Origin of the sequence: Neobacillus drentensis, assembly GCF_036962125.1 — a bacterium.
Taxonomy (GTDB): domain Bacteria; phylum Bacillota; class Bacilli; order Bacillales; family Cytobacillaceae; genus Neobacillus; species Neobacillus drentensis_B.
Genome location: NZ_JBALOA010000014.1, coordinates 332,765 through 356,922, shown reverse-complemented (window position 1 = coordinate 356,922; position 24,158 = coordinate 332,765). Strand labels below are relative to the sequence as shown.

The window sequence follows — 24,158 nt, the reverse complement described above, 5'->3', positions numbered from 1 at the left end:
CAGGGCGCTTCCGCTTTAATATTAATAAATCCATTCGTTAACTAGTTTATTGTACTCGACTACACCAGAATCTTTAAAAAATAAGCCAATTTCACGCTCGGCACTGGCAGGTGAATCAGAACCGTGGATCACATTTTTTCCGACTGTTAAACCAAAATCACCGCGAATTGTGCCCGGAGCTGCATCTTTCGGATTAGTAGAACCCATCATTTGGCGGGCAGTAGCAATTACATTTTCACCTTGCCAAACCATCGCAAAAACTGGTCCAGAAGTAATGAAGTCCACTAACTCTCCGAAGAATGGACGCTCTTTATGCTCACCGTAATGTTCCTCAGCAAGCTCATTCGGAATTGTCATTAATTTAGCTCCTACTAATTGAAAGCCCTTTCTTTCAAAACGTGATACAACTTCACCAATTAAGTTCCGTTGTACACCATCAGGTTTTACCATTAAAAAAGTCTTTTCCATGAATTTCACTCCTAAAAAAAATTATTATGTATAATGATTGTTTTTAGAACAATCCATGAAAATATTATCATTTTTTCGAAAATTTAACAAGTTTGTTTAAAATTTTCGTTTACCTATGACTTTTGCAATATCGTGCAAAGTTTTTTTAGCTTTATTTGCAGGTAACCCTTCTAATTCAGCCAAGGCTTTTTGTAGATAGAGATCACTTAAGGCAATCGATTTTTCAATGGCAGCTGAATTTTTAATAATAGAGATAACCTTAGAAATTTCAGATGAATTCATAGATTCATGAACTTTTTCAATTTCTATTCTTATTTCAGCATTTTCCATTGCATAAAGTGCTGGGGCTGTAATATTCCCTTGCAGCAAATCACCGCCAGCAGGCTTGCCAAGTTCCTTCTCTGTAGAGGTAAAATCTAAAATATCATCAATAATTTGATAAGACATACCCACATAATACCCAAAACGGTAGAGCTTTTTATGGATAGCTTCCTCTACATCTGCCGCTATCGCCCCTAATTGGCAGCTCACAGCAATTAACAGAGCAGTTTTTCTCTTAATTCGCCGAAGATAATCGCGGAGATTTTGATCGAAGCGATATTTATCCTTAATTTGTTGAATCTCCCCTATAGAAACTTCAACAATGGTATTAGCCAGAATTTTGTGGGCAAGTGGTTTTTGAATGTTAGTCATTAGTTCTATAGCAAGAGCAAAAACAAAGTCACCCGTATACATAGCGATTTTGTTATCCCATTTGGATTTTACGGTTGGCTGGCCACGACGAAGGTCAGCATCATCAATAACATCATCATGGACCAGTGATGCCATATGTATTAATTCAAGGGCAACAGCGACATTTTTCATCACATGGATATCATAATTACCAAATTTGCCAGCAAGCAAAACAAAAACAGGACGAATTCTTTTCCCTCCGGCTTGTAATGTATGCATAGAAGCCTGTTTCAATAGAAGAGACTCTGCTGTAATGGTCTCTTCTAACTTTTTTTCAATCAAGTTAATATCCGAATTCAAAAATGAATACATCATTTTTAATTTCATTTGTATTCACCCAGCTTTTCATCCTGTCTTCATGTTCAATAATTTAATTTTTTTTGCCAATATGAACAGCTGCTGCGCCGCCACTGTATGGTTTATATTTCACATCGTTAAAACCAGCTTGCTCAAACATTTTAGCAAGTTCCCTCATTCCTGGAAACTCTCGTGCTGACTCATGTAACCAAGCATATTCACGATAACTTTTTGCAAGCAATTTACCAAACATCGGCATGATAAAGCGAAAATAAAAATAATAAAGCTGTTTATAGCCTATTAAGGTTGGTTGTGATGTCTCTAGGCAGACAGCTAGTCCTCCAGGCTTTACAACGCGGTGCATTTCTTTTAACACCTGCAGGTAATCGGGGACATTCCTTAAACCAAAGCCAATGGTTACATAATCAAAACTATTATCGGGAAAAGGGAGTTCCATGGCATTACCATGTACTAATTTCACCTGTTTTAAACCGAGGTCTTTAACCTTTTCAATACCCACATTGAGCATATTTTGGCTAAAATCTAAACCAGTAACATCACCCGTTGGACCTACCGCTTCAGCTAAGGCTATTGTCCAATCAGCTGTACCGCAGCAAACATCAAGAGCTCGCGAACCAGGCTGTACATTCATTCTTTTCATCGTGTCTTTCCGCCACTTGATGTGTTGTTGAAAACTGATAACAGAATTCATTTTATCATAGTTATCGGATATCTTTTCAAACACATGGTGAACCCGCTGTTCTTTCGATTCCTGCATGTTTTAATTACCCTTCTTCCACAAAAGTTTTTACATTTGGCTGATAGAGGTTTAAGAACGATATAATTCTATTCTCAAGCAGTTCATTTAAGTAAGGCAGTTGCTCAAGTCTATTTTCAATAAAGACTCTTGTTTTTTCAAGGTACTGATCGCAGTATTTAAACAAGTGACTTTTCTGTTCAAAAGAAAACTCATCTAAGTTAGTGGTATTGATTGGGAAAACAATTTTTTTCAAGGCTTCAAATAAAACAGAACTACCTGTTTTCATAAATTGACTTTTTTCATTCAGCAACCTCTTAAACAGAAACAAATTTTCAAGAAACTCATTCCAGATATCTACTTTAAAATACTCAGATAAACGTAAAAGCAAGGAGCATTCTATCCGTATTATACTTGTCATTAACTCTTCGATTGATGTTATTTCATTTTTATATACAGAAATTTTATTTTCATTAACCTCTTTTATTCCTTGAGAGAGTGCCTTAATCATCAGTATATCATCTGAATCTGCAAGCAGCTTATAATATAGGCCACTAAAATAATCACCCGCAAGTACCGTTAACTGACGATTTTTCTCGTCTACTGAAGCATCTGAGATATGTTCATGGGTATCAAGGGCAATTTGTATGAGCATCGTTGACAAGGCGTAGGTCTGCATATCGCTGTATGACAATTCGAGGCGTTCCATAATTGAGACCAGAATAAGTAGCTTATCCTCGTCGATAATTGGAGTTTCAATATATTTGAGCAGGTATGTGTCAGAAACTCTTTGCTCAACCAACTCTCTAATATTTGTGAATTTTTGTCGAATGTCCAGCAATTTAATCACCCTTGCTTCCCCGAAGTAATGTCTTTATGTATTCTTATTTCCTATTTCCATAGTAAAATTCATACCGTTTAATAAAGAAAATCCTAACCTATCTCTAAAAAACAAGGCAGTCACCATTATATCATAAAAGATTTTCTTTAGGCAGGAATTCACAAAATAATCACTTTAGCCATTTGAAATAAGATGAAAACAACGTGATTAGAATTTATTTTATTATTTTTTTATTTCACTTTCAATTTCACCAAGATGCGTTAGTATCTTTGCATTTCCCCTGATTTTTATAGCAGAAGTATGCTCTGTAAATTGGGCGATTAGAACTTCCCCTTTGTCAAGCTTTTCGGAATGATGAAATTTAGTATCAGATCCCCTCGTTAAGCCGATTACACTAACTCCATCTTCAATTGCCTTGATAACTACATACTCACTATTTTGGTTATCTCGTTTCTCCATATAATCACCTCTAATACTGTTATTAATAGGATTAATATTTAATTAATGAAAGCACTTCTGAACGTGCAGTAGCATCCTCTGCAAGAGTCCCTCGGACTGCAGTTGTAACCGTTTTAGAGCCAGGCTTTTTAACGCCGCGCATGGTCATACACATATGCTCCGCTTCAACAACTACCATTACCCCGTACGGTTCCAGCTTTTCCATCATGTTATCGGCAATAGTGGAAGTGATCCGTTCTTGGAGCTGCGGCCTTTTTGCGACCGTTTCAACTGCACGAGCCAATTTACTCAATCCAGTAACGCGGCCATTTTTAGGAATGTATGCTACATGTGCTTTTCCAAAGAATGGAACGAGATGATGTTCACACATGGAATAAAACGGGATATCCTTCACCAACACTAGCTCTTCATGGTCTTCACTAAAGATTGTTTCAAAATGCGTCTTCGGGTCCTCATTTAACCCGCTGAAGACTTCTTCATACATTTTCGCCACTCTTTTTGGTGTATCAAGAAGACCTTCACGTGTGTGGTCTTCACCAATGGCTTCTAATATTAAACGTACCGCTTCTTCAATTTGGGTACGATTCACTTGTGGCATATATAAATTCCTCCTAATGTTCTGTCAAGTATATATGACAAATACATATTAGCACAATCTTTTAAGTTCAAGCAAAAAATAGAAAAAAGGCCATGGATCTTTCCATGACCTTTTTGCTAAAGCATCCGCCTATAGCAATAAATTTATGTACTTATTTTACTGCGTCTTTAAGCGCTTTACCTGGTTTAAAAGCTGGAACTTTGCTAGCAGCGATTTCGATTTCCTCACCTGTTTGAGGGTTGCGACCCTTACGAGCTGCACGCTCACGTACTTCAAAGTTTCCAAAACCGATTAATTGTACTTTATCACCATTTTTTAAAGCATCTAAAATCGCATCAAAAACAGCATCAACTGCTTTAGTAGCGTCCTTTTTTGAAAGTTCGCTTGCTTCCGCAACTGCATTAATAAGTTCTGTCTTGTTCATGCCATTCACCTCCTCCCAAAGAAATTATCAAGATTCGTAAATAAGATTACTTATCTACATTTCTAAACAATTTTTCTAATTTCTATACGTCATAGCGCGGTTTTATTACTAAGATAACAATAAATAACCAAATTAGTAAATAAAATCTATTTTTTAAGGAAAAACCCTTATAGAATAAGGGTTCACACACTATAACGTAATTCAGTTAAAAGATTATCATATCCAATACAGCTTATCAAGAAGAATTCATGAATTTATGGTAATCTTTTCTTTCTTTCAACAAAATTCTACTTATTTTGAATTTTATTGGGAGATTTTTTGAAATAATGGCAGTTTACTCCCTTTTCCAAAACAAAAAAAGGACTCCAATTGGGAGTCCATATCTTAAAGAATGATGGCAATTAAGCCGCCAGATCCTTCGTTTATAATTCTCTCTAATGTTTCTTTTAATTTGTATCTTGCATTTTCTGGCATTAAGGAAAGCTTTGCCTGGATACCTTCTCGAACGATTGAACTTAAGCTGCGCCCGAAGATATCTGAATTCCAAATTGATAATGGATCATCTTCGAAGTCCTGCATTAAGTATCTGACAAGTTCCTCGCTTTGTTTTTCCGTACCAATAATTGGGGCAAACTCAGATTCAACATCAACTTTAATCATATGAATCGACGGAGCTACCGCACGCAGCCTAACACCAAACCTTGCACCTTGACGAATAATTTCAGGTTCTTCAAGGCTCATATCAGAAAGCGTTGGTGAGGCAATACCATAACCCGTTTGTTTTACCATTTTTAAGGCATCCGCAATATGGTCGTATTCAGCTTTGGCATGAGCAAAATCCTGCATTAATTCAAGCAGATGGTCTTTCCCGCGGATTTCTACTCCTACAATTTCTTTTAAGATGTCATCATACAATTCATCCGGGGCAATTAAATCGATCTCAGCCACCCCTGAGCCCATTTCAATCCCTGCTAAACCAGCTCTTTCAATGAATTCAAATTCGCTAAAGTGTTGGACCACTCGATCGACATCTCTTAATCTCTTGATATCTTTTACAGTTTCCTTGACTGCCTCTTGATAGCTTTCACGGAGCCAATGGTTTTCTCTTAAGACCATAACCCAGCTTGGGAGATTTACGTTCACTTCAAGAACTGGAAACTCGTAAAGTGCTTCACGGAGGACATTAAGAACATCGCTATCGCGCATACTCTCCACACTCATCGCAATGACTGGGATATCATATTTTTCTGCTAAACTCGATCTTAATGTTTCTGTGCTGGGATGGTATGGCTGTGCACTGTTGACTACCATGATAAACGGCTTGCCAACCTCTTTCAGCTCGTTTATCACTCTTTCTTCTGCCTCAATATAGTTACTTCTTGGAATCTCACCAATCGTCCCATCGGTAGTTACAACCACACCAATTGTGGAATGCTCTTGGATTACTTTCCTTGTGCCAATTTCGGCCGCTTCATGGAATGGAATAGGTTCTTCGTACCAAGGGGTTGTAATCATTCTTGGACCATTCTCATCTTCATAGCCCTTGGCACCCGGGACCGTATAGCCCACACAATCAACCAGCCTGATATTAACATTCAATCCATCATCAACGTGAACTGTTGCTGCTTGATTTGGTACGAACTTTGGTTCGGTCGTCATGATCGTTTTTCCTGCTGCACTTTGAGGTAACTCATCAAGTGCACGTGACCTCTCAGCTTCACTGTTTATATTCGGTAAAACAACTAGCTCCATAAATTTTTTAATAAATGTAGATTTTCCAGTTCGAACTGCTCCTACAACTCCTAAGTAAATATCACCGCCAGTTCGTTCAGCAATATCTTTAAAAATATCAACCTTTTCCAAGTGATCCCCTCCCGATCATAGAGTAAAGTGGGATAAACATCCATTTAGGTATTTTTGGACAATATATGTTTATGATGTTGTCCTATCATGTTATGACACTTTTCTAAAAATTTTTTACCCCCTTACTTTTCATTCACTAGGTTCTCTTGTATCTGTAGTGTCTTAACATTTGATATAATGGAGGGTTTCTATATATATTTCACCTGTTGTATTAGTAAAAAAAAACCCTTCTCCTACAATATATTTCATAGGAAAAGGGTTATGACTATTTATTCTTCTAAAAATATTGGTTCTTTCTTCTTAGCATCCCAGGTATATGGCAGCGAATACGCTGGCACAAACATAGAATCTTCCACTAAAAATGGACGAATATCCTCTCCAGGCTTCCCCTTTTTAGATATTTTATTCATTAGTTGGTATAAATCTGGGCGATAATCTACAAATACCTCTGCACTGCCTGTAATGACAAAAGTTAAATTTTGATTTGAAAAGGGACTAACAACATATGGAGCTTTTTCATAGCCCAGTTGTTTAAAATCAAGGGTAAATACATTTTTGGCAATTTGCTCTTTATAGGGGGGATACCCTTTTGTTCTAATTCTTAATTTAATATCGCGAATTGCTTCAGTAATTCTTAAATCAAATAACTTTACTGCAGGTTTGGTTTCAACGTCCACAAGTACATACTGAAAAATCCCCCCATTTTCATAAGCATTGCCTGGAGGCTCAGAGATATATTTTGGAGAAATTTTTTTAAATTCAATAGGATACTTTTGATAAATAGGAGTTTCAGCTTCCTTTGTTTTTATCGGAAGAATCCCTCCATTGTCTTTTCTAAATGCATCTACTGCTGTTTGAACTGCTGAGATTTGATCTTTATAAGGGATTTGATTTTTTGCTAATTCCTCATCGGGATACATGCATCCTGACAAGAGAAGAACTGTTAATGCTAGAAAACAACCGAGTAAATTCCATTTCATACAATCACCTTTTATTTATGTATTTATCCCATTATGTTAAAAAAACAATAAGAAGCGTTATTCCGGCAACAATCATCAATAAGTAAGCGATAATGGCTGTAATTATGCGGAGTATTCCCTTTAATTTATATCGACTTAAATAAATTGTCATAATAGCAAGAAACATAAATCCCATTCCTGCAATTGAGACCCACATTTTAAACATCCCTGGTGACAAACATAACTCCCCCTTTTTCGAAAATTAATTATATCACAAGCTATTACTTTTTCAGAAAAAATATGGACCAAAAAAAAACTGAAGTAAAGAGGGGCGAATTCTTTACTTCAGCTTCACCGACTAAATAACCCATACGCCAGCGTATAACTACTAGGTTGCTTCGTTGCATTGTATGCAATTCAGCCACAATGCGTCTCTCTGAAAGCCTATTTCTTATAAAAAAACTTTTCATGGACATTAGTCGCAGCCTTTCCCATTTTCGTGACTAATACATGTTTACTCTTCAGTATTTCTTTCTTCTAAGACATTGACCAATTCTTCCATTTCATGAGTCTTTCCACGAGCCATTAGTACATCAACTGCATCAAGTGCGTTCTTCCCGTTAAATAAAACATCATATAGAGCAAAAGTAATAGGCATGTTTACATCATACTTTTGGGCTAATTGATATGCGGCTTTGGTGGTTCTTACGCCTTCCACAACCATCCCCATGTTATCCAAAACCTCGTTAAGGGTTTTCCCTTTACCTAATAGGTTTCCAGCTCTCCAGTTCCTTGAATGGACGCTGGTACATGTAACAATTAGGTCACCTATTCCCGCAAGTCCAGAAAAAGTTAATGGGTTAGCACCCATTTTCGTACCTAAGCGAGCTATTTCGGCTAACCCTCGTGTCATTAATGCAGCTTTAGCATTATCCCCGTAGCCTAGACCATCTGTAATACCCGCAGCAAGTGCAATGATATTTTTTAAGGCACCACCTATTTCAACACCGATAACATCTGAATTGGTATAAACTCGAAAGTTGTTATTAATGAATAAATCCTGGATTTTTTCTGCAGCAGCCATATTTTCCGACGTCACTGCAACCGTAGTTGGGTGACGCAAGCTGACCTCTTCAGCATGGCTAGGTCCAGAAAGGACTACTACATCTCTTAGTAAATCTTTGGGCATTTCTTCTTTAATAATTTCTGAGATACGCAATAGTGAATCAGGTTCGATTCCTTTGCTAACATGAGCTATTGTTAGCGGTAATGCTTGTACAGTACGGATTTTTCCAATAACCTCACGAATTGCCTTCGTTGGAACTGCCAAGATTAGTGTATCCACTCCAGATAGTGCATCACTTAATGAAGCATATCCAACTATTAATTCTGATAGGACAATGTCAGGTAAATATTTCTTGTTAGTGTGCTGTTCATTAATTTCTATTACTTGTACTTCATCATGGCTCCATAGACGGACTTCATGACCATTATCTGCAAGTACCATTGCCAAGGCAGTGCCCCAACTTCCTGCTCCAATAACAGCTATCGCGGTTTTAGTATCCTTCACTTAAATTACACCCACCTTATTTTATTTTCTTTCTCTTGCATAAATTTTGATAGGAGTCCCCTCAAAGCCAAATGCCTCTCTAATTCTGTTCTCGAGAAAACGCTCATATGAAAAGTGTAATAACTCTGGTTCATTAACGAATACAACAAAGGTTGGCGGTTTAATTGCCACTTGGGTCGTATAATAGATTTTTAGGCGTCTACCATTGTCTGTTGGTGTTGGATTCATTGCTACAGCGTCCATAATGACATCATTAAGAACACTTGTCTCAACCCTCATTGAGTGGTTTTCACTAGCAGTGTTAATCATTGGGAGCAGCGTATGAACCCGTTTTTTTGTTTTTGCAGATAAAAATACGATAGGTGCATAACTAAGAAATAAGAAATGTTCTCTAATCTTACGTTCGAGTTCTTTCATCGTCTTCTCATCTTTTTCTATCGCATCCCACTTGTTTACAACGATTACGACAGCCCTGCCTGCTTCATGGGCATACCCAGCAATTTTTTTGTCCTGTTCTATAATTCCTTCTTCAGCGTTTATGACAACCAAAACAACGTCAGAACGTTCGATGGCCCTTAGAGCACGAAGGACACTATACTTCTCTGTACTCTCATAAACTTTTCCTTTTTTCCTAATTCCAGCTGTATCAATTATGACATATTCTCCCCCATTATATGTATATGGAGAATCGACTGCATCACGTGTGGTACCAGCAATATTACTGACGATTACACGTTCTTCGCCTAATATAGCATTGACCAAAGAGGATTTCCCTACATTTGGGCGTCCAATTAAGGAAAACTTGACTACGTCTTCACCGTATTCACCAGACTGGGTTTTGGGAAAATGTTTTGCGGCCTCATCTAATAAGTCCCCCAAACCAAGACCGTGAGAGCCAGAAATAGGAATGGGCTCTCCAAATCCTAAAGAATAAAAATCATAGATCTGGTCGCGCATTTCAGGGTTATCAATTTTATTAACAGCTAGTACAACCGGTTTTTTAGACCTATATAGGATTTTTGCCACTTCTTCATCAGCGGCAGTTACCCCTTCACGTCCATTTGTCAAAAAGATAATAACATCTGCTTCATCAATGGCAATTTCAGCCTGTTGACGAATTTGTTCCAAAAACGGCTCATCACCAATATCAATTCCACCCGTATCAATAAGATTGAAGTCATGTGTTAACCACTCACCCGAACTATAGATTCGGTCTCTTGTAACTCCAGGAATGTCCTCAACAATGGAAATTCTTTCACCTACAATCCGATTAAAAATCGTTGATTTCCCTACGTTGGGCCGTCCTACAATGGCAATAACAGGTTTAACCAATTACAATCGCCATCCTTTCTTTTCTATAATTAAAAATACGTTTTAGTATGTTAGCATAGAGTGAAAATTACATCAGAGGGTGCTTACCTCCCGTTAATGCGGGATCATTCCCTTTAGTTCTTATTAAGTAAAGAAACCCTTCTGTGATTTAGAAGGGCCTAACTATATTAGTTTATCAATGTTAATCCTATACCGCAATGAAAAAAAAACGAAAACCAGTTGGATAAGCACTATCCCTCACCTTTTTAAGATGACTTTTGCTTTCCTTTTTCAAAATAGTGAAATTGAGTTTGTAGTATTGAACCTGCATTCTCTAATACACTCCACCCTGTAAGCAGCACTGCTGTTAAAGAACAAACATCTAAATAAGAGAAGGTTCCAATTAAATATTGAAATTGAAATTTATTTAATGTAAATGCATATAAAATTTCTCCCTGCATAGCGCCAGCAAAGATTATGAGTAATCTCCCTTTTAATGTTTTTTGCAATAGTATCGCTAAATACCACAACATTATTCCCATCATCCATTCTTTTTTAAAGATAATCCAAATCGGATCAAAAATCTCAAATAAATGGAAGGTCACATAAGCAATCGATACCGTAAATGTACAAATGAAAAAATAAATGAGCGCCGCTCGTTTTTCTTGGTTTATAAATAGATAACAGCAGCCTAACATAAATAACCCACTTGCCTGTATATCAAACTTCCCAACAGCAAACTGGACATTAGATAATATAATTGCAATTAAAACAATTATTGCTAGTTTCAATCGATATGGGTTTTGCTTTTCGAGAATAAAGGTCAAGTAGATCCAAACTCCCCAAAAGACCCAATAGAAAATGGCCCCTTCCAACTCATACACCTCCTATTATTATCATTATTGGTAATCTTTATGTAGTTTCATACTTCTTTGAATAATATTTCCTGTCTGAATCATCTTATTAAGAGGAGGTGTGTAGAATGGGAAAAGACCGACAAGAAAAAAAGTTACGTGCGAGTGGAAGAGTGGAATCAGATCGCGATCAGGCATTGCATTATCCTGGGGCAACGAAACTATCAAGCCCTGAAGAGGCAAGGGGATTAAACGACGGTAAAAGATAATAAAGCGGAAGCGCCTTGCTCAGGGGCTTTTGACCCCGAGCCGGCGCTGGAGCGAAACAGCAATAACAAACAAAGCTCCCGCTAAAAGCGGGAGCTTACTTAATGGAACGCTGAGCAAATTGTTTTGTGTCGATGCCGCGCTGATTTAGCCAATGATAGGTTTCGCCTGAGATTATTAATGGAGCTTTTTTTAAATCTAATATAGTTTTAGCACCTAAAGCAGTCATAATCATCTTTAATTCCAGATGGAGGGCTTCAATTTCTTTTTGTAAAGCTTCAATCCCATCTTCAACAAGAATTTTCAGGAAATAGCCTGCAATCCCAACTGCATCTGCACCAATCGCTAATCCTTTGGCAATGTCATGCCCTGACATAAATCCACCTGAGGCAATGACAGAAAGATTCTTAGAAACAGACGACGCTTCAAGAATAGAAACACTTGTGGGAATTCCCCAATTATTAAAGAACGACAATGATTTCTCCCTGCGCTTATTCTCAATTTCAGCAAAATTTGTTCCACCAGAACCGCCCACATCCACTATTTTAACACCAATTGATGTAAGTGAATTGACAGCCTCCTTAGACATTCCGAAACCAACTTCCTTTACAAAGACAGGAACTTTGATTTCTTTTACAATCGTTTCAATCCTTTTAAGTGCACCAGAAAAATCACGATCTCCTTCGGGCATGGTTAATTCCTGAATAACATTTAAATGGATTTGCAAAGCGTCAGCCTCAATCATTTCAAGCGCGGCTTTTGCTTGATCGGCACTAGCTTCGCTTCCTAAATTTGCAATTATAACACCTGTGGGATTCTCTTTGCGGACAACCTCGTAGGTGTATTTTTGTGACTTATCCTTTAAAGCTGCCATTTGTGAGCCGACTGCCATGGTTAAACCTGTATTTTTAGCAACTATTGCAAGTTGTTTATTAATACGATATGTTTTTTCACCACCGCCACCAGTCATAGCGTTGATAAAAATAGGCGAACTTAAATAAAGTCCGCCAATTTCATGGTCTAAACCAACATCGATCACACCAATATTCGGTAAGCTTTGGTGAATAAATTTAATATCATCGAAAGCTGAAGAATGATTTTGCCTTTTCTCAAGGGCAAAACGAATATGGTCCCATTTCCGCTCAGATCTAGACACTTTTATCACCATTATTTTCCTAGATTCTTTAATTTATCACCAATCACTTCACCAAGCTGAAACCCTTTTGACTCTTCAGGAAGTTCATAATCATGGTTTTCTTCATACTCTTTTTCAAGAAGTTCTTTAATACTTAATGATAAACGTTGATCAGATTCATTTACTTCAAGGACTTTAACGTCTACTTCTTGTCCTTCTTTTAATACCTCATGTGGAGTCCCAATATGTTTATGGGCAATTTGTGAAATATGAACAAGTCCTTCAACACCTGGAAATACTTCTACGAAGGCACCATATGATACTAATCTTTTCACTTTACCTTTTAATGTACTTCCTTTAGGAGCTTTTTCGGAAAGATTTGACCATGGTCCAGGGAGTGTTTCTTTAATTGATAAAGAAATGCGTTCATTATCACGATCAACGCTTAAAACCTTAACTTGTACTTGCTGCCCCTCATGAACTACATCTGAAGGTTTATCTACATGGTCATAGGATAATTGAGAAATATGAACGAGTCCATCGATGCCGCCAATATCAACAAATGCTCCAAAATCAGTAATTCTTTGTACTGTTCCGTCGATAATTTGACCTACTTGTACAGCACTAAGACGATTTTGTTTTTGCTTGCCCTTTTCTTGTTCCACAACAGCACGATGTGAAAGGATTAAACGATTTTTTTCCTTATCAAGTTCTACAATTTTAAAGGTAAGGATTCGACCTTTATAATCACTAAAATCTTCTACAAAATGAGCTTCTACTAATGATGCTGGTACAAATCCACGAACCCCTAAGTCAACAACTAAGCCGCCTTTGACAACGTCCTTCACTTCAGTTTCAAATATTTCTCCACTTAGGAATTGTTTTTCAAGGTTTTCCCAGGCTTTTTCTGCATCCACTTTCCGTTTTGAAAGAATGATTGCCTCTTCCTCGACTTTTAAAACTTCTAATTCTAATTCATCACCATCTGCAACAGCATCAGAAGCCTTTTCAATATGCAGGCTTGAAAGTTCACTGATAGGGATAATTCCATCAAGTTTGCTGCCTTGGATATCGACTAGCACCTGTTTTTCTTCTACTTTAGTAACTTGTCCTGTTACTTTATCCCCAATTTCAAAGCTTTTCACTTCTACTTGATTTAATTCTTCCGACATATGTATTCCTCCTTAATCCATTTACTTCAAAATTCTATATATGATCTGGTGGTTGCCACGCAGCATACAACACATATAAAAATAATAAAAAAGCAGTGAATTTTCAAAAAAAACTCTTTCCATTAACTTCTTACAAATAGACTATTTTGTCAAGCAGAACCTATTGATGTTCTTTTTTAAGTTTATCAATTTTTGACATAATTAATTCAGTAACTTGTTCTGCAGATGCTTTCTCTTTTCTCATTTCCTCCAAATCAATAGGCTCTCCATAGACCACCTTTAATTTTCTGAAACTTCGATATGGACCGATAATGGCGCAAGGTACAACGGCGGCTGTTGACCTTAATGCAAAAAATCCTGCTCCTGCAAGTCCTTTTCCTAATTCCCCCGTTTTACTTCTTGTTCCCTCTGGAAAAAGGCCGAAAACAAAACCATCCTTTAGGATTTTCAAGCCGGTCCTAAGAGCTTCTCGATCACTGAACCCCCTTTTTACTGGAAAGGCATTACATTTTCTAACGATATTACCCAGAACTGGAACAGAAAAAATCTCTTCTTTTGCCATGTAATGAACAGGACGCGGGGCCATTATTCCAACTATAATGGGGTCAAAATTATGGATGTGATTCGCACAAAGAAGGACACCACCTTCTTTGGGGAAATGTTCTAATCCGATAGCTTCAACTCTGTAAAGTGGTTTAAAAACTCCTGTAACCACTGATTTCGCAAAGTCATAAAACGTCACGCCTATCCAATCCTTTCGTGCACCAACACCATTATTTTTTCGACAACATCTGCAATTGATAAAGAGGTTGTATCGATTTCCACTGCATCATTCGCTTTTTTCAATGGTGCTACTTCTCTCTCAGAATCAATTTTATCTCTACGTGCAATTTCTTCCTTCAATTTTTCTAAGTCAGATGGGAAGCCCTTTTGAATATTTTCACTATGGCGCCTTTCTGCTCGTTCCTCAACACTGGCAAGTAAGAATACCTTTACTTCGGCGTCTGGTAATACGTGGGTACCAATATCCCTTCCATCCATCACTACTCCGCCTTCTGTGGCAAAAGCTTGCTGCCTTCTGACCATTTCTTCGCGAACCTTTTGATGTTTTGCAACAAAGGATGTTGAATTGGTTACTTCAGCAAAACGAATTTCATTGGTAACATCCCGATTATCCAAAAACACTAACTGACCATTATCAGAGGGCTGCAATTGAATATCTGTCAATAATAATGTCTCTAGTAAAGCATCCTCATCCTCTAAATTCAGCTGATTTACAATTGCCTTATATGTTAACGCACGGTACATTGCACCAGTATCGATATAAATATAAGATAGTTTTTCTGCTACAATTTTTGCGACAGTACTTTTTCCGGCAGCAGCAGGGCCGTCAATTGCGATTGATATCTTCTTTTCCATAAGTCCTCCTATTTGTCATCATGAGTTTCTCAGATGTTGTCTACTACTTATTTTACCACAAGATATTATAATCCCTCTTTATTTACCATGATAAAAAATGAAATTTTTAACACTATATAAACTGAGAATTGTTCAATTAAAAGAAAGCAGGCTTACCTGCTTTCTCATTCTCCCTGAAAGGTTTCAAGAATTTCAGTATATGTATTTTCATTTACACCTTCATATTTTGTCAATTGTTTTATCTCAGGGAACACGTCCAATTGATGAAAAAATAGTTGTGCTAGAAATAAAAAAATAAATTGGATAATCACAATTTTTATTAGAATTCTTTCTACATTTTTCATTAAATCCACTCCACTATTAAATATCCTTATTATTGGAGTTTTTTGTAAAAAATATAAGGAAAAGCAAATGCTTTTCCTTATAACACGTCTTCATAAACCGCTTCGGCATTCTTTAGTTTTTCAACGTCTTCCTCTACACCACTTTTTGCGTTAATAAAAATTCGATACGTATCGTCATCGATTGTACCAAGAAATTCGTAACAAAGGACCTCTTGGTTTAAATCATTAATAATTACTGCCTGACGATCTTCCATGATTTTAAAGTTAGGATTAACCTTCGCTCGGGCATCCTTCAAAGTGATTTCTGGTTTTTCAATTGTTCTCGTCTTAAAAGATTTTAAGTATTCTTCAGCAGATAGTCCAATAATATCCCCATTATCAAGCGCAACCTTTACTTTAACTGATTCAGGATAAATTCTAACACCGTTATTGGTTGTTACAAAATTGAAGACACCAATATTGTCATATTGAGTGCTTTCAAATATTTGCAAATCTTTAAAGCCTGTTTCTTTTAGAAAAGCTGCTGCCTTATTATCAGCGTCGTTTAAACTTAAAACCTGTTTTTTCACATCCCGATGGTTAATAAACCAAATGGGGTGACCGGCTTTTTTCGTAATATCCATACTGCCTTCGTCATTGGTTTTCTTATCTTTTATGGAAACACTGTAAAAGCCATAGTCTGAGCCTTTGCCATTCTCAGTAACCTTCACTTCTGAATTGCCATCAATTTTAATGTATTTCTTAGCAATCTTAATTGCCTCTTGTTTTGAAATCTTTTTCCCAGAGATTTTTTTAAAGTTCTCATCCTTTTTTTGCAGATTTGCAAAAGTTGGGCCCAGATCGGATTCAGAATAACCGCTTACTGTCTTTTCTACGGTCTTAAAGCCATCAATAATGGTATTATCTGTCGTTTCCTTTCCAGAGGCCAAGGCAAGTTCAACATCCATCCACCTCAGGTTATTTTTTAACACCATATGCTGTACTTTTCGAAGATCATTCTGGATTTCACCAGACTGTTTATATAGCACTTTTAAAGTATTGTATTCATCTTTTGACAATGGTTCCTTGTCCAAATCTCTTGCTGCAGTACGGTAACTAAAGTTCCCAATTTTAGCTAAGAATTCTTCCGTTTTGTTAAAGGGAAGCAGAGTAAGCGGCAGTTGTCCAACATCACTATGTGCTTCCGAAGTAAGTCTCCACACTTCAATTAGGGATGGAGACAATGAATGTCTCGAATTCATCGCAAGAGTTGAACCAATTTTATCGTGTAATAAATCCACTTGATAGTTAAGGTCATGAAATGCCCGTTGATAAGTATTTTCTGCATTTAAAAGAACTGCGTTTTTCTCCTGATGTTCTTGATAGCCCCAGTATGCTGTTCCTGCAACACCGACTGCCAGAACTCCAATTAATATTCCTCTTATCAATTCCAATCACCTCTCTACTTACAAAAAATATGTTTCCCAATTCGTTTAATTTGTGGACGTCCCCAGATCCATCCGCTTGTAGCAGTATCAGGATTAAAATAGTATAGCGCTTCTCCAGTTGGATCCCAGCCATTAATTGCATCCAATACTGCTTTCTTTGCATTTTCATTTGGAGTAAGCCAAATCTGACCATCCGCTACAGCAGTGAACGCTCCTGGTTCAAAAATGACTCCTGAAACAGTATTAGGAAAAGTTGCACTATTTACCCTGTTAAGAATGACAGCCGCAACTGCAACTTGACCGGTATAGGGTTCACCTCTTGATTCTCCATAAACGGCATTTGCCATCAGTTGGATGTCATTTTGCGAAAAACCATTCGGTGTATTAGCAGCCGTTAGTTTTTTAGATGGTGCCTGCTTTGATGGGACTACTGGTTTTGGTGCTTGTTTAACAGGCGCTTGCTTTGCGGGTGTTTGCTTTGCGGGTGCTTGCTTTACTGAGCCTTTATTTGCAGGTTTTTGGGGACTAGGAGCAACCTGCTTACTCTGATCAACCCCACCGTAATGTGTAAACTTTTTACCTGAATTAATATTATTTTTCACAAACTGTTCATTGTATTTGCTAGCTTTAGCTAGTTTTAATTTGGTTGGCCATCCTGCTAGTCCATCAATCGGCAAGCCAAATTCAGATTGGAAGTTTCTTAACGCCCAGTAGGTGCTCCAGCCAAAAACCCCATCAATTTGCCCGTGATAAAAACCTAAATACTGGAGCCTGGATTGAAGCTCAATGACATCGTCCCCAACTGCACCTTTTTGAATCACCTGATTGGAAAAAGCATACACCTCCTTGCCTTCAGAAAAAGAGGCTGGAACAAACAGAAAGATTACTATAAATAATTTTATTAGGATTTTCTTCTCTATCATCGAATTTTAACCCCCATTGTAAATCTTTTTACAGTAAACCTATTTTTTGTTTTTATGGTATTTTTATTCCAAATAAACATAATAAATAAAAAAACCCTTCTTTATGAGTGAAGGGTTTTCTGAACTGAATATTGCTTTTTCATGTGATTAGCACTTAAAATTTTTGCTTTCTTTACTTTCCTTAATCCAAACCACCAAAGAAAGATCATAAAAGGAAAAATAATAAACAACCAATTTTCTTGTGAGATTAAAATAAAATCGTATGCTCCGTGTAGAATAAATGGCATGAACAAGGAAAGAACAACCCACTTAGCTTTATTCCCTTCAGTAAACTTTGCCTTTCCAATATAAAACCCCATAATTACACCAAATAGGGCGTGACTGGAAACAGGTAATAATGCACGTGTCACCGCGTGTTCGATTCCATTTGCTATTAAATAAAAAATATTTTCAATTGTTGCAAAGCCAAGTGAAACAGCTACTCCGTATACAATTCCATCAAAGGGTTCATCAAACTCTACATGCTGATATACAACATAAAAGAGAATAAACCACTTAAAAAACTCTTCAAACAGGCCAGAGCTAAGAAATGCATTAAAAAGGTCAGATTTAACGATATGCTCTGTTTCAAGTACATGCTGGATAAACATGATTGGAAAAACAAGAAGAGCTCCGTACAAGAATGTCCTTAGAACAAAGGATATTGGCTCTGAGTCATATTCATCTTTTAAATAAAAATAACTAAGTAATGCCAGTCCGGGGGCAATTCCGGCTGATAATATTCCCAGCATGGTGAACCTCTTTTCAAATCCATTTTCTTAATCGTATCATGTATACTCTATAAAGAAAATGAAAGATTCATTCCAATTAAGATAAAGTACTTATCTTTTAACTGGTTTAGAACTAAAACTTAATCTCCTGTAAATTACTAGCAAGGGCAACAGCCAATTTAATTCTTGCTTTTTTAGAGTCGTTGTCACTTCCAAGAATTACTCCCTTATTAAATAAATCATAGGCACTTCCTTCGTAATCATAGGTGGTATAAACAGATCCTTCTTCAGCACTTGTAGTGATAACTAGTTTAATTCCTTGGGCAATCGCTTTTTCAATTTCTGTCATCATATTAGGGGCAACTTGTCCACGTCCCACTCCCTCTAAAACAATACCAGCAATACCTGCCTCACGCGCTGCCTTAATAAATTTCCCATCTGCACCAATATAACATTTAATAATCTCAACTTGAGGAATGGATGTTTTCACTTCGAAATATTCTCTTTTAATTGGCTTTTGGAACACATGGACTTGATCATTATCAATGATGCCGAGATATCCAAACCCAAAGGCATTAAAGCCTTGAATATTTGAAGCGTGTTCTTTTTTTACATATCTCGCAGCAAATATCCGTTCATTAAAAACAACTACGGTCCCTGCATTTCTTAAATCAGGAGAGCAAGCACAATAAATGGCATGACGTAGGTTAATAAATACATCGCTGCCTAGCTCCTCAGGAGAACGCTGTGAGCCTGTCACTACCACAGTTCTGGAATCCTTAATTGTTAAATCAAGAAAATAAGAGGTTTCTTCCATTGTATCTGTACCATGTGTGACAACCACACCAGACACATCATCATCCTTAAAATAGTCCTCAATTTTATTCTTTAAAAGTATTAAATCATCAAAAGTAATATGAATGCTCGCTTTTTGAAAAACGGATTCAACAACCACTTCAATATCATTCGGCAATTGGCACATACTAGCTAATTCCTCACCAGTTAAGGCTCCTGATGCTAATTTACCCGAATCTTTATTGGGCTTGCTTGCGATCGTTCCACCTGTAGTTAATAAGACTACCTTTTTCATTTCCTAGTCACCCTTTTAGTATCTTTTTCAATGATTGAACGAGAGATTGCTTCACCGTGAAATCTGCCATTTTCAATGAATATTTCATTTGCGTTATTTCCTGCCGCAATTACACCTGCAATATATATTCCCTCAATATTAGTCTCCATTGTATCTGGATTAAACGATGGCCTGCCTGATTCCTCATCAATTTTTACGTCCATGTTCCTCAAAAATTGATGGTCTGGATGGTATCCAGTCATAGCAAACACAAAATCATTTTTAATTATTTTTTCTTCATTGTCTTTTGTATATATTACTTGTGTCTCTGTTATTTCCTTTACATGGGCGTTAAATTCCATCAAAATGGTCCCAGTGCGTACTAATGACTCAAACTCAGGGAGAATCCATGGTTTAATACTTGGTGAATATGTATCTCCACGGTATAAAACAGTTACTCTGGCACCCGCTTTTACCAGTTCTAAGGCAGCGTCAACACTAGAATTCTTCCCGCCAATAACACATACATCCTTATCAAAAAATGGATGGCCTTCTTTAAAATAGTGATGGACTTTTGGTGAATTTTCACCTGGAACCTTCATATAATTCGGATGATCATAATAACCGGTAGCAATGATTACATAGCGTGCACAATAGTTGTTCTTATTAGTATAAACAAGAAATTGATCATCCTGTTTTGTTACTTTTGAAACTTCCTCAAACGCATTAATAATTAGTTGCTTGCGTTTTGCTACTTCGCGGTAATAAACAAGGGCCTGATTTCTTTTTGGTTTATAACTATCTGTAATAAAGGGAACTTCTCCAATTTCTAACTTTTCGCTTGTACTAAAAAATGTTTGGTGGGTAGGGTAATGATAAATGGAATTTACTACATTCCCCTTCTCAATGATTAACGGTTTTATCCCTTTATTTTGAAGTGCGATAGCCGCTGCTAAACCACATGGACCGCCGCCAACAATAATAACATCTTCTAATTGCATATATAATACACTCCTTAAAAACAAACATACAGTCATTGTAAAAAAACTCCTATCGTCTATGATAGGAGTTTTTTTACTATGTTTCAATGGTTAAGTAATATTATTAAATCCAACCTCTAAAGCGACTGGCTTCTGCCATTTTTCTAACCCCAACCATATAAGCAGCTAGACGCATATTTACTCGGCGGGTTTGAGCAGTGTCATAAATATTTTTAAATGATTTTACCATTACTTTTTCAAGTTTTTCCTCTACTTCTTCCTCAGACCAGTAATATCCTTGGTTATTTTGAACCCACTCAAAATAAGATACTGTTACACCGCCTGCTGATGCTAATACATCGGGAACAAGAAGAATTCCCCGCTCAGTAAGAATCTCAGTTGCTTCGAGTGTGGTTGGACCATTTGCAGCCTCAACCACAATCCCTGCACGAATATTATGAGCATTTTCCTCAGTAATTTGGTTTTCAATCGCCGCTGGAACAAGAATGTCACAATCAAGTTCAAGCAATTCTTTATTTGTAATCGTATTATTGAATAATTTGGTAACCGTACCGAAGCTGTCTCGTCTATCCAATAAATAATCAATATCAAGTCCATTTGGATCATGCAAGGCACCATAGGCATCAGATATACCAATTACCTTTGCACCCGCATCGTGCATAAATTTGGCTAAAAAGCTGCCCGCATTACCAAAACCTTGGATTACCACCCTTGCGCCTTCAATTTGAATTCCTTTCTTCTTAGCAGCCTCTCGAATACAAATTGTCACACCTTTAGCGGTAGCAGATTCACGCCCATGCGATCCTCCAAGAACAAGTGGTTTCCCCGTAATAAAACCTGGAGAATTAAATTCATCAATCCGACTATATTCATCCATCATCCAAGCCATAATTTGTGAATTAGTAAATACGTCTGGTGCAGGAATATCTTTAGTTGGTCCTACAATTTGACTGATTGCTCTAACATACCCACGGCTTAATCTCTCAAGCTCCCTAAAGGACATATCTCGAGGATCGCACACAATACCGCCTTTACCCCCGCCATAAGGGAGATCAACAATTCCGCATTTTAAGCTCATCCAGATTGAAAGGGCTTTCACTTCCGTTTCTGTTACTCCTGGATGGAACCGAATCCCACCTTTTGTTGGCCCCACAGCATCATTGTGTTGGGCGCGGTAGCCCGTAAATATTTTTATGGATCCATCATCCATTCTAATTGGAATTTTAACTGTCATTAAACGTAATGGCTCTTTCAAAAGCTCATATACCTCTTCAGGATAACCTAACTTTTCAAGGGCATTATGTATAACTGTTTGTGTCGATTTCAACACATCATGCTTTTCCTCTTGATTAGTTTTTTCATTAGCTTTTTCGGCTACCATTTGAAATCCTCCCTAAAAAATGCTACGTATGTTGTCAGCTTTCAGACACAAGTATACACCATTAATACATTTATGCAAGAAAAAAAACAGATAAAACGCGGAATATGTAAACGCTGCCATTTTCACGTTTTAATGGTTTGAAAATATGAAAATGGCGAAATATTATTGCTCAATATCTATTTTTTAAAAGGGCGGTGGCGCCCTTTCAAGTTCATTTATTCAATAAAGTAAGGTTACTTAAAAAATTGAACAATGGTCTCCACCGCTTTATTATCGATTATTCTTTTCCCATATTCAGCTAGCACGTATGGGCTTAAAATAGATGCATTTCCAAATTCAGATAAAACACATGCTGCCTTTATATTTAATGAGGATTCTAAATTTTCCATTACCAGATAGTAGCGGTTATTCAAGACATAGAGACTACCACCATAAATATTTAGCGTGGAAAGTCTTTTAGCAAGACCAATAATATCTTCAAATTCATCAAATTCATACAAAAGGTCCTCAAAACCTTCAACCCGTACTTGCATTTCTATAAAACCATCATATAATATTTCTTCATCTTCGATTACTTCGTCAACGGTAATAATCAATATCATCCCTTGGGCCTGGAGGGAGAACACCTCTACCGCTACAGAACCTTGAATATCAACATCAAATTCCTCACTTGCCTCTTCCAGCATATCATGGAAAAGCTGATTCCATTTAATGGAGTCTTTCCAAATATCTTCTTTGGAGAGCCCCCTGTCAAATAGATCATCAGAGGTTAGAAAAATTTTTATTTTATTGGCTGTTAAGCGTTCTAAGCGCATGATTTTGCCCCCTGCCGTGACATAACTCTTGTTTTCAGTGTATGCCCCAGGGTTCTGTTGGTGAATTGTCTATGTTTATCCTTTCTTTTCTGTATTACCATTTATCGTAATCAAGTGGCATTCCGCTGGTGCCCCTAACCTCAATGGAATTGCTGTGGTTCCATAACCATTGCTGATAAGAATGGTTGTATTCTCTAAAATTTTTATCTTCCCTCGTTCATGGGGACTATATCCTAATATATGAATTTGTCCTCCATGAGTATGACCGCTTAACACTAAGCGAATCTTGTGCTCTGGAAGAATCTTTTCTGTAATACTTGGAAAATGGCTGGCTAAAATCTTAAAGCCCGTTTCTTCTGCATCCATTAGTGCTAAATCAAGTCGATCACGCTCTTGACTTAAATCATCAACACCCAGTAAAGATAATTTTTCACCCTCTGCGGATTCAAAGGTAACTGCAGTATTTGCTAAAACTTTAATCCCCAATTCCAGCAAAATGGCATCCAATTTATGATAATCCACTTCATAATCATTGTTTCCCCAAACAAAATAAACTGGACCAATTTGCTTTAATTTCATCAGGTTTGCTTTAACTTTTTCAAGGGAGACCCCTTTTTCTGTTAAATCCCCTCCAATGATAACAATATCCGCTTTCCCTATCGTCGGGGTAATTACTTTTTCAGAAATTTTCCGCCTATGTATATCTGAAATAAAAAAAATGGAAACCTTTCCAAGAGATTGAGGAAAATCTGGAAAGCTCAACTCTTGTTCAATGATTTTATTTAAAAAAGCTTCTCGTATCATATATATAAGAAGGCATCCACCAAAGATGCAGAGAATAACCAAAGTAATGACCATCTGTCTCTTTCCCCATTTCTTAACTTAACGTTCAATGGAAATCATACCATAAAAAAGACTTAAACTAAAAAAGACAAGCGTCAACTCCCAACCTAAATAAAATAGAAATGAAAAAATAATCAGGAACCAGAGATATTCTAAGAAAATATTTACATCAAATATTTTTGGTTTATGCCAAGCTTTTTTTATGCTTACGATAAGTTCACGGAAGACTCTGCCTGTAAGGAGAAATCCAATAAAAAAAACCAGAGTTGCTGCAAAAAATTTTAATGGATTTACGACCAAACTTATAAAGAAATCAGCTAAAATAAAGGGATGTTGTATTGAAACCCATTTAATTACGATATAACCACATAAAAAAATCACTAAAAACTTCACTACTTTTATCAACATAAAAATCCCTCCCATACAATGTATGAGAGGGTTTTAAAAACTTACCATCTA

28 protein-coding genes are annotated in these 24,158 nt (G+C 36.9%); 1 reads left to right on the top strand and 27 read right to left on the bottom strand.

Annotation, left to right across the window (positions count from 1 at the left end):
• Window positions 1–21: 21 nt before the first annotated feature.
• The 13 genes from ndk to V7121_RS13500 form a co-directional block, all read right to left on the bottom strand.
• Window positions 22–468: a nucleoside-diphosphate kinase gene (ndk, locus tag V7121_RS13560; RefSeq protein WP_335503383.1), complete on the bottom strand. Its 447-nt coding sequence runs from the start codon at window positions 466–468 to the stop codon at window positions 22–24.
• Between the two features lie 96 nt (window positions 469–564).
• Window positions 565–1,527, bottom strand: a complete 963-nt coding sequence (hepT, locus tag V7121_RS13555) for a heptaprenyl diphosphate synthase component II (protein WP_335503381.1) — start codon at window positions 1,525–1,527, stop codon at window positions 565–567.
• Between the two features lie 43 nt (window positions 1,528–1,570).
• Entirely contained in the window at window positions 1,571–2,275 is a 705-nt protein-coding gene (locus V7121_RS13550) for a demethylmenaquinone methyltransferase (RefSeq protein WP_335503377.1), read from the bottom strand.
• A gap of 7 nt (window positions 2,276–2,282) precedes the next feature.
• Window positions 2,283–3,104 carry a heptaprenyl diphosphate synthase component 1 gene (locus V7121_RS13545; RefSeq protein ID WP_335503375.1) on the bottom strand — a complete coding sequence of 274 codons (822 nt, stop codon included), beginning with the start codon at window positions 3,102–3,104 and terminating at the stop codon, window positions 2,283–2,285.
• A gap of 213 nt (window positions 3,105–3,317) precedes the next feature.
• A complete protein-coding gene (gene mtrB, locus V7121_RS13540; protein ID WP_335503372.1) occupies window positions 3,318–3,554 on the bottom strand; it encodes a trp RNA-binding attenuation protein MtrB in 237 nt (78 codons plus the stop codon).
• Between the two features lie 31 nt (window positions 3,555–3,585).
• Complete coding sequence (folE, locus tag V7121_RS13535; protein ID WP_335503368.1) at window positions 3,586–4,152, bottom strand: GTP cyclohydrolase I FolE; 567 nt, start codon at window positions 4,150–4,152, stop codon at window positions 3,586–3,588.
• A gap of 151 nt (window positions 4,153–4,303) precedes the next feature.
• Window positions 4,304–4,576, bottom strand: coding sequence for a non-specific DNA-binding protein Hbs (gene hbs, locus V7121_RS13530; RefSeq protein ID WP_024030636.1), 273 nt, complete (start codon window positions 4,574–4,576; stop codon window positions 4,304–4,306).
• Between the two features lie 384 nt (window positions 4,577–4,960).
• Window positions 4,961–6,439, bottom strand: a complete 1,479-nt coding sequence (gene spoIVA, locus V7121_RS13525) for a stage IV sporulation protein A (RefSeq protein WP_098261644.1) — start codon at window positions 6,437–6,439, stop codon at window positions 4,961–4,963.
• Between the two features lie 269 nt (window positions 6,440–6,708).
• Entirely contained in the window at window positions 6,709–7,419 is a 711-nt protein-coding gene (locus V7121_RS13520) for a hypothetical protein (RefSeq protein ID WP_335500615.1), read from the bottom strand.
• A gap of 31 nt (window positions 7,420–7,450) precedes the next feature.
• Window positions 7,451–7,636: a DUF2768 domain-containing protein gene (locus tag V7121_RS13515; protein WP_335500617.1), complete on the bottom strand. Its 186-nt coding sequence runs from the start codon at window positions 7,634–7,636 to the stop codon at window positions 7,451–7,453.
• A 276-nt stretch (window positions 7,637–7,912) separates the two neighbouring features.
• Complete coding sequence (locus tag V7121_RS13510) at window positions 7,913–8,905, bottom strand: NAD(P)H-dependent glycerol-3-phosphate dehydrogenase (protein WP_335500706.1); 993 nt, start codon at window positions 8,903–8,905, stop codon at window positions 7,913–7,915.
• Between the two features lie 84 nt (window positions 8,906–8,989).
• Window positions 8,990–10,300, bottom strand: a complete 1,311-nt coding sequence (der, locus tag V7121_RS13505) for a ribosome biogenesis GTPase Der (RefSeq protein ID WP_335500619.1) — start codon at window positions 10,298–10,300, stop codon at window positions 8,990–8,992.
• A gap of 245 nt (window positions 10,301–10,545) precedes the next feature.
• Window positions 10,546–11,154: a YphA family membrane protein gene (locus V7121_RS13500; protein ID WP_335500621.1), complete on the bottom strand. Its 609-nt coding sequence runs from the start codon at window positions 11,152–11,154 to the stop codon at window positions 10,546–10,548.
• Window positions 11,155–11,261: 107 nt separating this feature from the next.
• On the opposite strand from V7121_RS13500, the gene V7121_RS13495 reads away from it, so the two are divergent.
• A complete protein-coding gene (locus tag V7121_RS13495; RefSeq protein WP_335500623.1) occupies window positions 11,262–11,402 on the top strand; it encodes a YpzI family protein in 141 nt (46 codons plus the stop codon).
• 95 nt (window positions 11,403–11,497) lie between these two features.
• Here the strand turns inward: V7121_RS13495 and fni are convergent, their stop codons facing one another.
• The 14 genes from fni to V7121_RS13425 all read right to left on the bottom strand — a co-directional run bounded on the left by fni (window position 11,498) and on the right by V7121_RS13425 (window position 24,107).
• Window positions 11,498–12,556, bottom strand: a complete 1,059-nt coding sequence (gene fni / locus V7121_RS13490; protein ID WP_335500708.1) for a type 2 isopentenyl-diphosphate Delta-isomerase — start codon at window positions 12,554–12,556, stop codon at window positions 11,498–11,500.
• An 11-nt stretch (window positions 12,557–12,567) separates the two neighbouring features.
• Window positions 12,568–13,707 carry a 30S ribosomal protein S1 gene (rpsA, locus tag V7121_RS13485; protein WP_335500625.1) on the bottom strand — a complete coding sequence of 380 codons (1,140 nt, stop codon included), beginning with the start codon at window positions 13,705–13,707 and terminating at the stop codon, window positions 12,568–12,570.
• Between the two features lie 160 nt (window positions 13,708–13,867).
• Window positions 13,868–14,449, bottom strand: coding sequence for a lysophospholipid acyltransferase family protein (locus V7121_RS13480; protein WP_335500627.1), 582 nt, complete (start codon window positions 14,447–14,449; stop codon window positions 13,868–13,870).
• Window positions 14,450–14,451: 2 nt separating this feature from the next.
• Window positions 14,452–15,126, bottom strand: a complete 675-nt coding sequence (cmk, locus tag V7121_RS13475; RefSeq protein ID WP_335500629.1) for a (d)CMP kinase — start codon at window positions 15,124–15,126, stop codon at window positions 14,452–14,454.
• Window positions 15,127–15,290: 164 nt separating this feature from the next.
• On the bottom strand, window positions 15,291–15,470 hold the full coding sequence (locus V7121_RS13470; protein ID WP_335500631.1) for a YpfB family protein: 180 nt from the start codon (window positions 15,468–15,470) through the stop codon (window positions 15,291–15,293).
• 77 nt (window positions 15,471–15,547) lie between these two features.
• Complete coding sequence (ypeB, locus tag V7121_RS13465; RefSeq protein ID WP_335500633.1) at window positions 15,548–16,897, bottom strand: germination protein YpeB; 1,350 nt, start codon at window positions 16,895–16,897, stop codon at window positions 15,548–15,550.
• A 14-nt stretch (window positions 16,898–16,911) separates the two neighbouring features.
• Window positions 16,912–17,820 (bottom strand): spore cortex-lytic enzyme, encoded by a 909-nt coding sequence (gene sleB / locus V7121_RS13460; protein ID WP_335500635.1) that lies wholly within the window; start codon window positions 17,818–17,820, stop codon window positions 16,912–16,914.
• A gap of 101 nt (window positions 17,821–17,921) precedes the next feature.
• Window positions 17,922–18,611 (bottom strand): glutamic-type intramembrane protease PrsW, encoded by a 690-nt coding sequence (prsW, locus tag V7121_RS13455; protein ID WP_335500639.1) that lies wholly within the window; start codon window positions 18,609–18,611, stop codon window positions 17,922–17,924.
• 112 nt (window positions 18,612–18,723) lie between these two features.
• Entirely contained in the window at window positions 18,724–19,680 is a 957-nt protein-coding gene (locus tag V7121_RS13450; RefSeq protein WP_335500641.1) for an asparaginase, read from the bottom strand.
• The gene (locus tag V7121_RS13445; RefSeq protein ID WP_335500643.1) at window positions 19,677–20,660 is read right to left on the bottom strand and encodes a YpdA family putative bacillithiol disulfide reductase; all 984 of its coding nucleotides are present in this window, start codon (window positions 20,658–20,660) and stop codon (window positions 19,677–19,679) included. The genes V7121_RS13450 and V7121_RS13445 overlap by 4 nt, the downstream gene beginning before the upstream one ends.
• A gap of 103 nt (window positions 20,661–20,763) precedes the next feature.
• Complete coding sequence (locus V7121_RS13440) at window positions 20,764–22,041, bottom strand: Glu/Leu/Phe/Val family dehydrogenase (RefSeq protein ID WP_335500645.1); 1,278 nt, start codon at window positions 22,039–22,041, stop codon at window positions 20,764–20,766.
• Between the two features lie 233 nt (window positions 22,042–22,274).
• Window positions 22,275–22,856, bottom strand: coding sequence for a genetic competence negative regulator (locus V7121_RS13435; protein ID WP_335500647.1), 582 nt, complete (start codon window positions 22,854–22,856; stop codon window positions 22,275–22,277).
• A 75-nt stretch (window positions 22,857–22,931) separates the two neighbouring features.
• A complete protein-coding gene (locus tag V7121_RS13430) occupies window positions 22,932–23,714 on the bottom strand; it encodes a metallophosphoesterase (RefSeq protein WP_335546816.1) in 783 nt (260 codons plus the stop codon).
• Window positions 23,715–23,738: 24 nt separating this feature from the next.
• Window positions 23,739–24,107: a hypothetical protein gene (locus tag V7121_RS13425; RefSeq protein ID WP_335546814.1), complete on the bottom strand. Its 369-nt coding sequence runs from the start codon at window positions 24,105–24,107 to the stop codon at window positions 23,739–23,741.
• Window positions 24,108–24,158: the final 51 nt, after the last annotated feature.